The sequence below is a fragment of the Telmatobacter bradus genome, assembly GCF_048629425.1.
GTDB lineage: Bacteria > Acidobacteriota > Terriglobia > Terriglobales > Acidobacteriaceae > Telmatobacter > Telmatobacter bradus.
Genome location: NZ_CP184532.1, coordinates 266,842 through 280,625 on the forward strand (window position 1 = coordinate 266,842; position 13,784 = coordinate 280,625).

Annotated in this window: 12 protein-coding genes; 5 read left to right on the plus strand and 7 right to left on the minus strand. The window is 55.7% G+C overall.

The window, feature by feature from the left end:
• Positions 1 to 75: 75 nt before the first annotated feature.
• On the minus strand, positions 76 to 873 hold the full coding sequence (locus tag ACOBR2_RS01095; RefSeq protein WP_420238236.1) for a septal ring lytic transglycosylase RlpA family protein: 798 nt from the start codon (positions 871 to 873) through the stop codon (positions 76 to 78).
• The gene (locus ACOBR2_RS01100; RefSeq protein WP_420238237.1) at positions 870 to 1,076 is read right to left on the minus strand and encodes a hypothetical protein; all 207 of its coding nucleotides are present in this window, start codon (positions 1,074 to 1,076) and stop codon (positions 870 to 872) included. Before ACOBR2_RS01100 ends, ACOBR2_RS01095 begins: the two co-directional genes overlap by 4 nt.
• Before the next feature lie 400 nt (positions 1,077 to 1,476).
• Here ACOBR2_RS01100 and ACOBR2_RS01105 point away from each other — a divergent pair, with 400 nt between their 5' ends.
• Positions 1,477 to 3,546 carry a radical SAM protein gene (locus tag ACOBR2_RS01105; protein ID WP_420238238.1) on the plus strand — a complete coding sequence of 690 codons (2,070 nt, stop codon included), beginning with the start codon at positions 1,477 to 1,479 and terminating at the stop codon, positions 3,544 to 3,546.
• Between the two features lie 77 nt (positions 3,547 to 3,623).
• On the opposite strand, the gene ACOBR2_RS01110 is transcribed toward ACOBR2_RS01105, so the two are convergent.
• Positions 3,624 to 4,034 (minus strand): type II toxin-antitoxin system VapC family toxin, encoded by a 411-nt coding sequence (locus ACOBR2_RS01110; RefSeq protein WP_420238239.1) that lies wholly within the window; start codon positions 4,032 to 4,034, stop codon positions 3,624 to 3,626.
• Positions 4,024 to 4,212, minus strand: a complete 189-nt coding sequence (locus tag ACOBR2_RS01115) for a type II toxin-antitoxin system VapB family antitoxin (RefSeq protein ID WP_420238240.1) — start codon at positions 4,210 to 4,212, stop codon at positions 4,024 to 4,026. The genes ACOBR2_RS01110 and ACOBR2_RS01115 overlap by 11 nt, the downstream gene beginning before the upstream one ends.
• A 175-nt stretch (positions 4,213 to 4,387) precedes the next feature.
• Here ACOBR2_RS01115 and tsaD point away from each other — a divergent pair, with 175 nt between their 5' ends.
• From tsaD to ACOBR2_RS01130, 3 genes are all read left to right on the plus strand, one after another.
• Positions 4,388 to 5,608, plus strand: coding sequence for a tRNA (adenosine(37)-N6)-threonylcarbamoyltransferase complex transferase subunit TsaD (tsaD, locus tag ACOBR2_RS01120; RefSeq protein ID WP_420238241.1), 1,221 nt, complete (start codon positions 4,388 to 4,390; stop codon positions 5,606 to 5,608).
• A 202-nt stretch (positions 5,609 to 5,810) separates the two neighbouring features.
• Positions 5,811 to 8,393 carry a DUF6250 domain-containing protein gene (locus tag ACOBR2_RS01125; RefSeq protein WP_420238242.1) on the plus strand — a complete coding sequence of 861 codons (2,583 nt, stop codon included), beginning with the start codon at positions 5,811 to 5,813 and terminating at the stop codon, positions 8,391 to 8,393.
• A 431-nt stretch (positions 8,394 to 8,824) separates the two neighbouring features.
• Positions 8,825 to 9,673, plus strand: a complete 849-nt coding sequence (locus tag ACOBR2_RS01130) for a hypothetical protein (protein WP_420238243.1) — start codon at positions 8,825 to 8,827, stop codon at positions 9,671 to 9,673.
• 506 nt (positions 9,674 to 10,179) lie between these two features.
• On the opposite strand, the gene ACOBR2_RS01135 is transcribed toward ACOBR2_RS01130, so the two are convergent.
• Genes ACOBR2_RS01135 through ACOBR2_RS01145 form a run of 3 tightly spaced genes read right to left on the minus strand, consistent with a single transcriptional unit; the run spans position 10,180 to position 12,204 of the window.
• Positions 10,180 to 10,371, minus strand: a complete 192-nt coding sequence (locus ACOBR2_RS01135) for a hypothetical protein (protein ID WP_420238244.1) — start codon at positions 10,369 to 10,371, stop codon at positions 10,180 to 10,182.
• Positions 10,372 to 10,430: 59 nt separating this feature from the next.
• Positions 10,431 to 10,964 (minus strand): DUF3592 domain-containing protein, encoded by a 534-nt coding sequence (locus ACOBR2_RS01140; RefSeq protein WP_420238245.1) that lies wholly within the window; start codon positions 10,962 to 10,964, stop codon positions 10,431 to 10,433.
• A 4-nt stretch (positions 10,965 to 10,968) separates the two neighbouring features.
• Positions 10,969 to 12,204 carry an ISL3 family transposase gene (locus ACOBR2_RS01145; protein ID WP_420236124.1) on the minus strand — a complete coding sequence of 412 codons (1,236 nt, stop codon included), beginning with the start codon at positions 12,202 to 12,204 and terminating at the stop codon, positions 10,969 to 10,971.
• A 304-nt stretch (positions 12,205 to 12,508) separates the two neighbouring features.
• On the opposite strand from ACOBR2_RS01145, the gene ACOBR2_RS01150 reads away from it, so the two are divergent.
• Positions 12,509 to 13,393 (plus strand): hypothetical protein, encoded by an 885-nt coding sequence (locus tag ACOBR2_RS01150; RefSeq protein ID WP_420238246.1) that lies wholly within the window; start codon positions 12,509 to 12,511, stop codon positions 13,391 to 13,393.
• Positions 13,394 to 13,784 lie beyond the last annotated feature (391 nt).

The window sequence follows — 13,784 nt, forward strand, 5'->3', positions numbered from 1 at the left end:
GTCCAAAGTTGCCGTGACCATCAGGGAACGGCAACCTTGCACGATTTTTCTGGGACTACCTTTCCTGATTTTGCTCTAATCGAGCCGCGTCAGAAAGGCCGTGCCTTCTTCCGGTTTCAGCTTGCGGGCAATCGTCTCGGCCTCTTTGCGGTCGTCGCCTTCCGGCCGGATGCGCACCCAGTAGCTGTTCTCGCCGGGGAACTCAATCACGTTGGCTCCGGGATAGTGGCTCAAAAGCTGCTTCTTCAGTCGCACAGCCCTGCTTTCCGCAGTGAACGCGCCGATCTGCACACACCAGCGGCCACCGGTATCGATGGGCTTGGGCGTGCGGTAGACGTCGATGCGTACCCTCTGCAGTCCCGCGCGGTAAACGCCGGTCGCCTTGGCCGAAGCAATCGTCATATCCAGGGAGCGGCCTTCGATGAACGGTCCGCGATCACTGATGCGCATGGCTGCGGTCTGGCCAGTCTCCATGTTGGTCACTTTGATCAGTGAGCCCATGGGCAGGGTGCGGTGCGCGGCCGTCATGGAGCGGTCGTCAAAGACCTGCCCATTGGCGGCTTTGCGGCCCTTGTAGGGCGCGGTGTACCAGGTGGCGTACCCTTCTTCGCTGCGGATCGGCTTGTGTTTGGCGATGAAGCTCAGATCTTCGTCGCTGATTCCGCCCGGCGGCAGCGGTGTGACCGGAATTCGCCCGGGCCGACTGGACTCCGGCGAGCTTTCCTGTGGCGCGTAGGCTTCGTTCCGCTCAGGAGGCAGTCCCTCGTCCGGCGGCAGACTCATCTTCACATGGTGGCCGCAGCCGGTTACGGCGGCCAGCAGAATCGCCAGAGCGCCCAGGTGCATTCCCTTGTTTGGAAGCTGCATTCTCATTCTGCCCGTAACTCCTGGGGCGGCTGCTCCATGCGGTTGGCCAGTCTGCCCAGCGTCTCCGCCATCAGGCGCAGCCGGGCCAGCGAATCGGCCTGCATTTGCGGGGTCTCCGCTCCATGGACGTACTGGACCGCCAGCCGCATCTTGCCTTCAATGCAGCGCAAGGCTTCGTCCATGTTCCAGTTGTTTTCGGGCGTATTCACGATTTTGCTAACCTTTGAGCAGTAACGGGCCTATTATGACCCGACTACAGTCTTATCGGCGGCTTGTGTCGCGTCAACTGCTGCCAATGGGTGTGGAACCGAGCTGGTCAACAGAAGAGACTGATTCAGGAAAGAGATCTGGCGGGTCAGAGGGAAGGTTGCAGCGATAATGGTGCAAATTCCAATTCTCCTCTTTTTGCCCATTCCATTCGCTGCCCCACTGGCTCCATTCAACCCCAAAATTCCCCGTCTGCTGCCAAACTCTTGGGTTGATTTTCCTGTGCCAGTACTCTGGTAATGGAATTTTATACGCGGGGATCGATGCATAGCCCGCGTTCTAGCCGCGTCCGGCTTACCCCGCCGGCGGCTTCTTAGAAATACTCAGAGGAGATTGCAAATTATGTCCAAAACGGTCAAGTACGCCGAGAAGGCACTCGTTTACGCGGCCAAGGGAGCCTGGGCTGTTTTTGAACGCCTCAACCGCATCAGCCCCAACCCTTCCTTTACCCCGAAGTGGAGCGACAAGCCCCTTCTGAAGAGCTGGGAAAAAGAGAAGCCGCAGCTGGGCTGGCCCCGTACCACCGATTCGCTTTGCCCCAAGTGCGTCCCTGAGATCCGCAAGCAGATCCTGGACGGCAAGCTGCCCCACGAGATCCTGCTCAACGAAAAGGTGGGTGAGATCAAGGCTGAGATCATCGAGCGCGATGGCCAGATCTGGATGGTCAAGGATTGCCCCAAGCACGGCCACTTTGAAGACATCATGTCGATCGATGCGGAATTCACGACGCGCATCCAGTCGATGTTCCCCGGCCGCGACATCCGTTCGCACAATGCCGCCACGCTGCGCAATCATGGCACTTCGACCATGACCCATGGTCGCGGCGCGGTGCTCACCATCGATCTGACCAACCGCTGCAATATGATGTGCGATCCCTGCTTCATGGACGCCAACCAGGTTGGTTTTGTGCATGAACTCAGCTGGGAAGATATCAAGAAGATGCTCGACGACGCCATCACGGTCAAGCCGAAGCGTCAGATGAGTGTCCAGTTCTCCGGTGGTGAGCCGACGCTTTCGCCGCACTTTATTGAAGCCATTCGCTACTGTCGTAAGGTCGGCTACAACTCGGTGCAGGCTGCTTCTAACGGCATTGAATTCGCCAAGAGCAAGGAGCTTTGCAAGCAGGCGGCCGAGGCTGGCCTTCGCTACGTTTATCTCCAGTTCGACGGCATTGGCAACGCGGCCAATTCGCACCGCAAGATCGGCAACCTGTTTGACGTCAAGCTGCAGGCCATCAACAACCTGCACGAAGCCGGCGTCGATATCGTTCCGGTGACCACGCTGATCAACGGCATCAATAACGAGCAGGTTGGACACATCATCCAGTTCGCCCTTGATAACCCCAAGAAGATCAGCTTTCTCAGCTTCCAGCCGGTCAGCTTTACCGGCCGCGATGAGGAGATCACCGACGAGCGTCGTCTTGCCCAGCGTTACACCCTCTCGCACATGGCGCACGACATTCAGAAGCAGATGGGCTTTGGTATTCCCAGCCGCGACTGGTTCCCCATCGGCTTCATGAGCACCTTCTCCGACTGGGCCGATATGATTCACGGACCCAACGCCGAGTGGGGCCAGCTGAGCTGTGGCTGCCACCCTGACTGCGGCATCGGCATGGCGCTGATGGTCGACAAGGAGACCAAGGAGTCCGCTCCCGTGACTGCTTTCCTTGATCTGGCTCAGGCCGCCAAGGACATTGCCAAGGTCAATGATGCTGCCCGTGGCAAGTGGCTTTCGGTTGTCGGTTTCGCGCTGGCTCTGATGCGCAACTACGACCCCTTCATGTCGCCCACGCACTTCAAGATCACCGATATGCTGGCGAAGGTGGATAAGACCTTCAACGCTACCGGCAAGGACTATGGTTCGATCAAGGCTGGTCGCAGCATGGAAGACATCAAGAAGCGCCGTCAGGATCGTTGGAACTTCCTGTTCATCGCGGGCATGTGGTTCCAGGATCTCTTCAACTACGACTTCCGCCGCACCGAGCAGTGCATCATCCCCTACGCCACCCAGCAGGGTGAAATCAGCTTCTGCGCCTACAACACGGGCATCGGCTGGCGCAACATCGTAGAGAAGATGCACATGACGGCTACTCTGACCAAGTGGTACGAGGAGCACGGTCGTCACGAGATCTTTGCCGGCGGTAAGAAGGTCGATATGTCCTACGTAGGCCACGATCTGAATCTGAACATGGACCACGTCAACGCGGAAGCCAACCATACGCTGGACGATCTGGGCATTGCCAAGAACGCCCGCGAGGAAAAGATCCGCGCCCGCGATGCCAAGGCCAAGCAGCTGAGCCCTGAGGAAAATGCCCGCATGGCCAAGCTCTATCGCGAGCACATCATGGGCGAAAAGCCGGTGGAAGGCGTGGTGGCTGTGGCCGACATCGCCCCCGCTCCCAAGAAGAACTAGCCGTCCAGGCAACTACGCCTTCGGCGTAAAAGACACAGGCCGCCCGTTCGGGCGGCCTGTGCTGTTTGTGCGGAACACTACCAGACTTCCAGCTGAAACTCGGCGAATTTGCAGATCAATTCGAAGTCGGCGCGGTTACTGGTAATCAGGCGTGCGTCGTGGGTGCGAGCGGTCAGGGCGATCAGTACATCGAAGTGCAGGTCGCGTAGCTTGGGGGCTTCGTAGCCGGTCTTTTGGCGGATTGCAGCCAACACCCGGCCAGAGTTGAGCCAGTCTCCCTCGCTGGGTGTCAGAATCGGATGCTGTTTTTCAAAAATAGCGAAGAATTCCTGTTCCTGACGGGTTTTAACGCCGCGGGCAAGCTCGGCCAGCACCACGGAGGAGTGGCGTACCGAGGCGCTGAGTGCGGCCATGCGCGCTGCGTGACAGTTGCTGCGCAGGTGGTCGATCAGGACCGAAGTGTCGAACACGACGAGATTATTCGTCATAGCCTTCGAAGTGTAGCTTGCCGCCGTACTTCTTCATCGTGTCCTTAAAATCCTGCAGCTTGACGACCTCTTCGAGGGCCATATGCACGGCCTCGGTGCGCGACTTTGCACCCAGGATGCGGGCAGCCTTGTCGGCCAACTTCGTGTTCAGTCGGATGGAGGTGAGGGGAGCGGCCATGGGAACTCCTTGTATATATTGATTGTCGGTAATGTATATACCGCCGTCAAGAGTACTCCGGCAGAAAACATTGCGAAAGTATTGCCGCACCAGCCTTCAGGTTTGCCGCAAAAGAACTATGGGACAGCCAACTGCCCGATAACGCTGTCGCGCAAACCGCTAAAATAGAAAGAGTATGTCTACCCGTGGTCTTATTCTGGCGATTGAATCCTCTTGCGACGAGACGGCTGCGGCCGTGGTCGAGCGCGGCAGCCGCACGATTTCCTCGGTCGTTGCCTCGCAGATTCCCACTCATGCCCGTTACGGTGGTGTGGTGCCGGAACTGGCCAGCCGCGAGCATCTGCGTGCGGTGGTTCCCGTGGTGCGCGAGGCCCTTGAGCAGGCTGGCGTGGGGTTTGCCGATCTGGACGCGCTGGCCGTAACCAGTGGACCGGGTTTGGCCGGAGCCCTGCTGGTGGGCATCAGCTATGCCAAGGCGCTCAGCCTTGCTTGCGGCATTCCGCTGGTGGCCGTCAATCATCTGGAAGGCCACATCCATGCCGTGCTTTTGAATGAGCGGGAGATGGAGCGGGCGGCGGCTATCGAACAGGGCCTTGCGCCGCAAGCCACGGACGATGAGCCCGCGTTGGCGCTGGTGGTCAGTGGTGGCCACACGCATCTTTATCATGCACAACCGGCGCATGGTTCCTGGAGCTACAAGCTGGTGGGGCGCACCCTGGACGACGCTGCAGGCGAGGCCTACGACAAGGTGGCAAAGCTGCTCGGTCTCGGCTATCCCGGCGGGCCATGGATCGATTCGCTCTCGCGTTTCGGCAATCCGAAGGCCGTGCCTTTTGCTTTTTCGCAGATCAAGACCAAGGTCCATCTGAACGGCAAAGCGCCCCGCACCAAAGCGGCTCGCACGGCTCCTATCGCCGAACTCGATCCACATCTGCTCTTCTCGTTTTCCGGCATCAAGACGGCTGTGCTGCGCTACGTGGAGCTGAACGAAATGCGCGCCGCAGCTGAAGCGCGACTGCCGCAGACATTGGCTCACCCTAAGCCTTGCAAAACCCGCGAAGAGGCTCTTGCGCTTTGCCCGCAGGCCACGCTCGACCTGATTGCCAGCTTTCAGCATGCGGTGGTGGGAGACCTGATGAAGAAGACCTTTGCCGCGGCTGAAAAGCTAGGGGCCAAACGGATTCTGGTGACCGGCGGCGTAGCTGCTAATCGCGAATTGCGAGAGCGGCTCACGGCCGAGGCCAGCAAGCGCGGCATTCGTTCGGCATTCCCCACCATGGCGCTTTCCACCGACAATGCGGCGATGATTGCCACAGCAGCCTGGCCGCGTTACTGTGCGGGGCAGTTTGCCACATCGGAGCTTTCCGCAGATCCGGCTTTGGCGCTGGGAATTTAGAGTTGCTCAGAGCTCAAGGCCTGAGTCATGAATACGTTTAGAATATCGAGCGACGGAATCGAGTATCTGGTCAGCTGGATGCACGCGTTCCCTGCTGTCATGCGCGATGCTTCAAGCGGTAAAATTGGCACGGTCAATATTCAGTAGTAAATTGCACTATCTGATCGTTACAGTATTTTCTGTTTCAGCCATGGAGCTTATCATGACACGCTTTCTGCGATTTTCTCTTCTTCTTTTACTGTTTCCCGGGCAGGCAATTCTGGCCGAGACTGCATCGCCGGTTTCTGCGCAGGTGGAACGGGAAACCATTACCGTACACAATGGTCTGATTGAAATCGTGGTGGCGCGTCAGGACGGCGTTGTGCGGGCGCTACGCTCTTTCGACGGCAAGCACTATCATGACCTGGGCGTGACGGCGCACAAGGCTGCATATATTGCGCCCAGCGATGGAGAAAAAAACGATCCCAGCGCGGCACTTTATTGGGATGCAAATGCCGATGCGGATATAGTTCCGGCGGGATTGAACCCTGACAAAAAAGGCTACTATCGCATTCGTCCCGGCGTAGGTCGCACCGAGTTGGCGGTCAACACGCCAGAGCGGGTTGAGGTTGTTACAACGGCACTACCCACGCCGCTCTTTCCTTTTGCAGTCGAGGTACATTACACAATCTTTCGCGGCCAGAGTGGCGTTTATGCCTATGCAGTTTTGCGCCATGGTGTGAAGGATGCGGCAGCAACGCTTTACCAGACGCGTTTTGTGGCCAAAACCGTGATGGATGGAACCTTCGATCAATGGGCCGTGGGAAACTATAAATTTGTTCCCATTCCGCAGGCCGCAGTTACAAAAAAACTGACCGACGCAACCTTTGAGCTGGCCGATGGAACGGTAAAAACCAAGTACATGAATTCCGTTTATTGGGCCGACGTTCCGGTTTACGGCTACGTGGGCAAGCAGGATGGTTTGTGGATGATCGAGCCTAGTTCTGAATACCATAACGGCGGCCCGATCAAGCAGGGACAGACTGTACATGACAATGTGTTACTGCGTGTTCTGCAATCGGTGCACTTCGGTGCTTCGCCGGTGAAGGTTGCGGATGGAGAGCAGTGGAGCAAGGTGTATGGCCCATTCCTCGTCTATGCCAACCACGGTTCCAGCGCGGAAGAACTTTGGCGCGATGCCGAACTGCAGTTAGGAAGGCAGCGGCAAAGCTGGCCCTACGCCTGGGCCGATGCGCCGGAGTATAGTCAGCAACGTGGCGCGCTCAGTGGGCGCGTATCGCTCAATCATGCGGCGGCAAGTGGGGCCACGGCAATTCTTTCTGCGCCGGGTGTGGAGTGGAACTTGGCCAGCAAAGGTTATAACTACTGGACAAAGATTGAAGCCGACGGTAGCTTCCACATCAAGAATATTGTGCCCGGGAGCTATACGCTCTCGATTACTGGCGCGGACCAGCCACATGACTTTGTGTGGCAGAAGGTGCGCATTGAGCCGCGTGCCAACAACGACCTTGGCGATCTTGACTGGAAGCCGGAGACGCATGGCGAGCGCATCTTCCAGATTGGCCGTTTTGATCGCAGCGCCGGAGAGTTCCGCAACGGTAGTGATGCGCGTTCCTTTGGTATGTATCATCGCTATCCAGCGCAGTTTCCGCATGACGTGCGCTTTGTAGTGGGGCAGAGCGATCCGGCCAAGGACTGGAACTATGCGCACTGGACCATCTACAACGAAAAACCTGCATGGAGCATTGTCTTTCAGACGCCTGCCCGTACGGGAACGGCAACGCTTACCATTGGCATTGCCTCAGCTCAACCCGCACAGGGTGAGTTGACCGATCTTCGTGTTTCCATCAACGGTAATCAGGTGGGGCGCATTCAATTGCCGAAGACCGGCACGGCGGGCTACCGCGGAGGCACACAGGATTCACCGTATCATCTGGAAGAAATCAGTTTTCCCGCAACACTTTTGCACGCGGGGGAAAACACCATTGAGCTACGCCATGCCGATGCGCAACCCGTCTCGCAGTACCTTTCAAAAGATATGCAACAGGACGTGCCTGCGGCAGGCATTCCGGGGCAGGTGATGTACGATGCAATTCGGCTGGAGGTGCAGCCGGATTCTGCGGCGAAAGCGCAGGCTTCCACGCCTTCTTTGATTGGTGCGGACGACTTTGAGCATGGTCTCGATCAATGGCGCATTGAAGCCGAAAAGCCTGCCGCGATTACCGCCGAGAAGGGTACGCTGGAGATTGATGCGCCCGCCGGAGTTACGCTCTGGTGGAAGCAGAAATTGCATGGGCCGGTGGCCATTGAGTATCGTGCCACAGCCGTGCAGGCCGGTGGACTGCATGATCGGGTGAGCGATTTGAATTGCTTTTGGATGGCGACGGATCCGGCACATCCCGAAGATATTTTTGCCGCGCCACGGCAGGGATCTTTTCACGAATATGATCTGTTGCGCACGTACTACGTTGGCCTTGGCGGCAATCATAATACGACCACGCGCTTTCGGCGCTATATTGGCGCAGCCGGCGACCGTCCGCTTCTGCCAGAGAATGATCGCACTGCCGCACCTGATCTGCTTACCGCCAACCATGAGCAGACCATTCGCCTGATTGCAGATGGCTCAACCATTACCTATGAACGCGATGGCCAGCGCCTGTTTACTTACCAGGATCAGGAACCCTATCGCGATGGATGGTTTGCCCTGCGCACAACCGACAGCCATCTGCGCATTCGCCAGTTGCGCATCTATGCACTACCACCGCAAGACGGAAAACTGCAGTAGTCCATCGCCGCGTCTACAAGCAGACCATCCTCTATTCGGCTCTGGAGATATGAGCAGATATAGAGTGGTTTTTTCTTGTCGCGACTTATAAAAACTTATCCAATCGGACGAGGTTTTCTGGGTATCGAAATTGAATAAGAGCTGGGTAAACATGGATTCTTTTCGCTTTGATCTTCCCCCCCCCTGCCGTGCTCACCTCATGCGATTCCGAAAAGCACCGCTCTCGTGGTGCTCTGTGGCCTATTTTTGCTCCGGCGTTCATACTTGCTGGAAAGTGAACAAGCGGTTACTGAGAAAGAGCTTTTCATCTCCCTGTACTCAGATGGCACCTCATTGAGGCTGATTGCAGATCAATTTTTCTCATGAGCTATGTAGAGCAGTTTAGAGCAATGGTGTGCTGTAGCGTGATTCAGAGATAAGGATAGAATCACATGACAGATGAAAAGGTTCAAGGAACTCCCAGAACGAATCCCGGTGCACTGTTAGCGTCGATTGCAGTGGCGGGGCTTTTGGGCCTGGGTGGAATTGTCTGGAGCTACACGCTGAACAGCAAACTGTCTGCTCAGCAACAGCTTCTGAGCGATGTCGCGGCACAGAACACCAAGCTGACTGCGGCGCAGCAGAATACCAGTGCAAGGCTGGATGTGGCCACTGACGAGTTGAAGAACTCGCTTGGACTGACACAGAAGCAATTGGACACACGAGCGGCTGAACTGAAGGTCCGCGAGGTGCGTGGGGAGCGGACGACAGCCCAATTGGCAACTGAGCAAAAGCAGACGGCTGGTCAGGTAGCAGCGGTTTCCAGTGCTGTGACCGATGTGCAGACAGATGTCGGCGGCGTCAAGACGGATGTGGCCAAGACGCAAAGCGACTTGGCCAACACCAATACCCAATTGACGTCCATGAAGGGCGATCTGAACGGCCACAGCACCCTGATTGCCCGTAATAGCGACGAACTGGAGATCTTGAAGCACAAGGGCGATCGGAACTACTATCAGTTCACGCTGGTGCGTGGGAAGAAAAGTCCGGTTGGGACTGTGACTCTGGAACTAAAGAGAGCAGACTCGAAGAAGAGCAGGTACACCCTCGCCGTCTATTCTGACGACAAGGTATACGAGAAGAAAGACAAGAGCCTGAACGAGCCGCTTCAGTTCTTCAGTGGCAAAGATCCCATGTTGTTTGAGATCGTGGTCAACAATGTGAGCGCCAAGAACACGGTCACAGGGTATCTGTCTTCTCCAAAGGGCGCGTCAGTGCCCACGGTGGTTGCTGAGCGGTAGTGTTCCTGAGGCGGGATTTTGCTGGTTCTCAGATTGAGCCTCAGTAGAAAAGAGCTCTATACCTCGGAGAAACCCCTTGCATTTATCCGGGGCCAACGCCGCACATTCACCTTTCTGGGACTGCTGAGAACGGCAGTCTCAGAAAATTACGGATAAAACCTTGATGTAATTACATGTTTTCCCTTGCACTGGCCCTTGCGAACTCTCAGGTGAAAACACCGAGGGGGCCTGAAACTGAAATTGTGTGGCGAAGCGTGTAGCAAACACCATCTAACTCCAGGTGGAAACCTTCCTACGTTAAGGCGGAGCTAAAATGTATTGAATCAATAAGATGCTATCTCAATGTGTATTTCATAAAGAAAAACGCTAGCATAGAAAAGTAAATAGTGCTTAATGGTTGTCACGTAAGTTTCGCATTATAAGTAAGATTAGTTGTTGGTGGAGGCGGCGGGAGTCGAACGACTTTTCAGTCTTTTAAATTCAATAATATGAGTGTTTTCAAGTGCTTACAAAAACTCCAAAATGCCCAAAATGACGGTTTCTTGGTACAGTTTTGGTACAGTTTTCGCTCGTTTTTTTATGCCGATCTTCGCTTTTTCTTTCGAATGCGGGAGGCGGCGGGCGTCCTGCTCGCCTTCAGCAAAGGTGATTCTGGCATACATTTCGGGAGGCGGCGGAGAACCCGCCCGCGCCACCATTCACCATCTGCATTCATTGTCGCGAGGTTGGTACGGTTTTGGTACGGCATGATCTGTGATTACCGGAGATTGCCAGTAAGACCAGCGACGAGCATCCCAACGAGTATGAACAGCAAGAGCGATGTGCCTAGGAGTGCTAATGCGCCCGTGAGAATCGGTTCCATAGACCCGAACCCAGATGCAAAATAAGATTGGTCAGGATCGACGGGGTTCACGAAGATCGTGATCTGGTCCCCCTTGGTGTAATCGCAAGCAAGTGCATTAGCTGCCGCTGAGTCAAAAACACATTCTCGCACCATCTCTCCAAAGTGGTGCTGTTGGTTGAAATGATATGAGTATCTAAGCTCTGCGCGAATAGTTTCTTTGTACCCGCCTTTAGTCCTATAGCCACTCTCGACGGTTGCACTAGTGGGAACCCATTGCCTAGCCGCTCTAGATAGACGCCATTCTTTCAGCCAATAGTATGGAACTGACCAGTACAGGAAACTTCCACTATGTTCCGGTTCCTTCTCGTTTTCGATGTCCGTCTCAAACATTTGGAGATCCCTCTGACAATCAAAAGTTGGCTCTTGACGAGAATGTGTAAAGGCCATCGTTTTACGCGGCTTTCTGAAAGGCGACGAGTTGGGTTCTTGTGGCGGCCAGCCGTTGCGCTTTCAGCAGCAGGTAGTTGAGATTGCGGTAGCCGCGTCCGCGTCGCAACAGCGCTTTGATGTTGCCGTTGACTGCTTCGACCACCCCCAGGGGAACCTTTGTTCTGCAGTAGTTCAGGATTCCCTCCAGATGGCGAAGCAGCATGTCGGCCAACTTCTCCATGGGCTTGAGCCGCTGCCAGCGCAACTGATCGATCCAGTTCTTCAGGTAGCGCAACATCGCGCCCTCATATCTGTAGCTCCACAGCCGATCCAGACTTTCCTTGAGCAGGTACGCCTTCATCACGCGCCGGTTCAGCGCAAACAGTTCGTTGAGTTGCTGTTTTTGGCGCGCGGTCAGATGCACCCAGCGCGTCAGCAGCAGCCAGCGCTTGCCCTTGACCAGTTCCCGCGCCGGCCCGCCCTTGCGGAAGAACTCCTGGCGGCGCACCTCATCCACAGCCGCTCCGGCGTGCTTCATGATGTGAAATTTGTCATAGATGATGCGGCAGTTGGGCAGCCACTCGGCGATGCTCTGCTTGAACGGTTCCCACATATCGACGCAGGCAGCCTGCACCGCGCCACGTTGAAAGGGGCTCAGTTGCTTGGCGAAGAACTCGTCGAGCGTTTCCTTCTTCCGCTCCGCGCCGAACCACAGAGGCTCGGCGGTCCCGAGGTTGCTCACCACGGTGATGAACTTTTGCTTTTTGCCCACAAAGATCTCGTCCACACCCATCTGCCGCAAGGCCGGCTTGCGCCGCGACTTTGCCCAACGCGCCAGATACCGCTGATCGATGGCCCGCACCGTGCTCGCCGCCAGACCAAACTGCCGCGCTACTCGGCTGGCTGCGGAGCTTTCGCAGGCTTGGCCTACCGCATCCTCGAAACGCTTGCTGAAGGGCGCTTTGCCAGGAAGCAGCGGCACCTTCTCCGCCTTGACGCCGCAGTCCAGGCAACGAACCCGGTACAGCTCGATCACCACCGTGGTCAGATACTCGAAGCACGGCAGATCGCGCACTTCCCGCTCATAGCTGGCTACCATTTCGCCTGTTGGCCTGCCGCAGCCGGAACAGACCAGCAACTTGTTGGCCCGCTTGCGCCGAACCCAAAGCTTCAGCCTTTTGCCAGGCTCGTCAATCTCATGCCGGTAGACCTTGTAGCCCGGCCATCCCAATACCCGCGTCCAATCGTTGTCGCGCATCGGGAGGAGAATAGCCGATTCCACACCTCAAGCAAAACCCGCGAAAATCACGCTGCCTTACAGATTCCTGCGCAGAGCCCAAAAGTTTAACCTGCAGGCGATCAATTGCGCTCTCTCACCTGAGTGTATCGTCGGCAATCTGGATAGAGTACATTTCAAAGCAAGTTCGTAAGCGTCAAGGAAACAGAAGTATTTGTGCATGCGCAAATACCCCTGACCAATTTTATGGCCTGATCCATGAAACCAAGTTCGCTAGTTGTCGGATTGCCGACCAATCCGACGCAATATAATCGAGTCAACTTTTATGTCAAGCAAGAATGCATTTGACGGGCACTATCATACCCTTAGCGACGCGGCGCTCTTAAAGCTTGCGGCTGAAGGTGGTTTCACAGCGGAAGCCGAGCAGGATCTGGGCAAGGAACTCGCACATCGCAAACTCTCGTTCGATGATGCAAAGCGACACTTTGCTCCCGAATGGCTCGATAAAGCAGACGCGGGTGCCCTCGGTGTCCTATCGCTTGCAAAAGGCGAACGGATTACTGTGCAAATTGTTGGATTGAACGAAGAGGGAAATCGTCTCTCTGTCCAGGTAATTCCTACAGAAGGCTTCACTCGAAAGGGGCTTCGGACGCACCGGAGTCATCGTCACATCCCGCTCCACCGCATTGCTTCATTCGAGCCGCGCCCTGATTTGATGGAGCAGTGGCCATTCTCTGATCCGTGCCGACACCAGAGCTCGGGTCTGCGACTCCTGTTAATGTCGGCGATCTTTCTCTGCATGACAATAGGCAGCCCGATCGCCATGGCGGTACTGAGAGATTTGCCCTACAGAGTGCAATTTGTATCGCTCATCGCCTACACTTTTTTCGTGTTGTTCTTCACGTTTGCTACAACGGGTAGCAGAGGCGGCGGTAATGTTCCCGGTTACAAATTCACCTGCCCAGCCGTAGAGCCGCAGATTCCCCGTCTGCTTTTGCGCCATCTTATTTTTCTTGTAGCGCTGTTCGTTCTCGAAACAGCGGCGCAGTCGATCCACTCCCACTTGTCTGACTGGTGGAATATTCAGGACAAGAGAGGATCTACGCCTTTCGAAGGTCTTCTATTGTTACTAGGTATAGGTCTGGCAATGGCGCAAATTCTTACGAACAAGTCCCTCCTCAACCGAGCACACCGAGAATTTTCAGCCTGAATATGTGGGATGACAGACAATGTAGAATCTGTCCGCTGTCCATATCTCCGACTCCGATGGCATGGCCGCGGCTCGTGTCCGCTTGCTTGAATTGTTCCCGTTATCCTAGCCTAGCCCACAAGCTATAGCGGAATCAGATGCTCCGCGATGCGATCCTGCTGACAGTGGAAATATGGGCCTGTCGGGCGAATTGCGACCGGTTATTGATGGCGGCGCGAATATCGGCTAAAACCTTCTCGGGTCTTCTGACGCTGAAACGATTCACCACAGCGAGCAAATCCGCTCTGGAGATGGCATCGAATTTTTGATTGATGCATCATCTGACGTAGTGCCTTTAGGCACGAAGGTCAAGCACGGTGATGGGTATTGCAATGCATCGAAATGCGCTTAA

Excerpts from the sequence above, each read along its gene's own strand:
- ACOBR2_RS01130 (WP_420238243.1), top strand. The coding sequence starts at position 8,825 with ATGACAGATGAAAAGGTTCAAGGAACTCCCAGAACGAATCCCGGTGCA.
- ACOBR2_RS01135 (WP_420238244.1), bottom strand. The coding sequence starts at position 10,371 with ATGGTGGCGCGGGCGGGTTCTCCGCCGCCTCCCGAAATGTATGCCAGA.
- tsaD (WP_420238241.1), top strand. The coding sequence starts at position 4,388 with ATGTCTACCCGTGGTCTTATTCTGGCGATTGAATCCTCTTGCGACGAG.
- ACOBR2_RS01145 (WP_420236124.1), bottom strand. The coding sequence starts at position 12,204 with ATGCGCGACAACGATTGGACGCGGGTATTGGGATGGCCGGGCTACAAG.
- ACOBR2_RS01125 (WP_420238242.1), top strand. The coding sequence starts at position 5,811 with ATGACACGCTTTCTGCGATTTTCTCTTCTTCTTTTACTGTTTCCCGGG.
- ACOBR2_RS01105 (WP_420238238.1), top strand. The coding sequence starts at position 1,477 with ATGTCCAAAACGGTCAAGTACGCCGAGAAGGCACTCGTTTACGCGGCC.
- ACOBR2_RS01095 (WP_420238236.1), bottom strand. The coding sequence starts at position 873 with ATGAGAATGCAGCTTCCAAACAAGGGAATGCACCTGGGCGCTCTGGCG.
- ACOBR2_RS01110 (WP_420238239.1), bottom strand. The coding sequence starts at position 4,034 with ATGACGAATAATCTCGTCGTGTTCGACACTTCGGTCCTGATCGACCAC.
- ACOBR2_RS01150 (WP_420238246.1), top strand. The coding sequence starts at position 12,509 with ATGTCAAGCAAGAATGCATTTGACGGGCACTATCATACCCTTAGCGAC.
- ACOBR2_RS01115 (WP_420238240.1), bottom strand. The coding sequence starts at position 4,212 with ATGGCCGCTCCCCTCACCTCCATCCGACTGAACACGAAGTTGGCCGAC.
- ACOBR2_RS01140 (WP_420238245.1), bottom strand. The coding sequence starts at position 10,964 with ATGGCCTTTACACATTCTCGTCAAGAGCCAACTTTTGATTGTCAGAGG.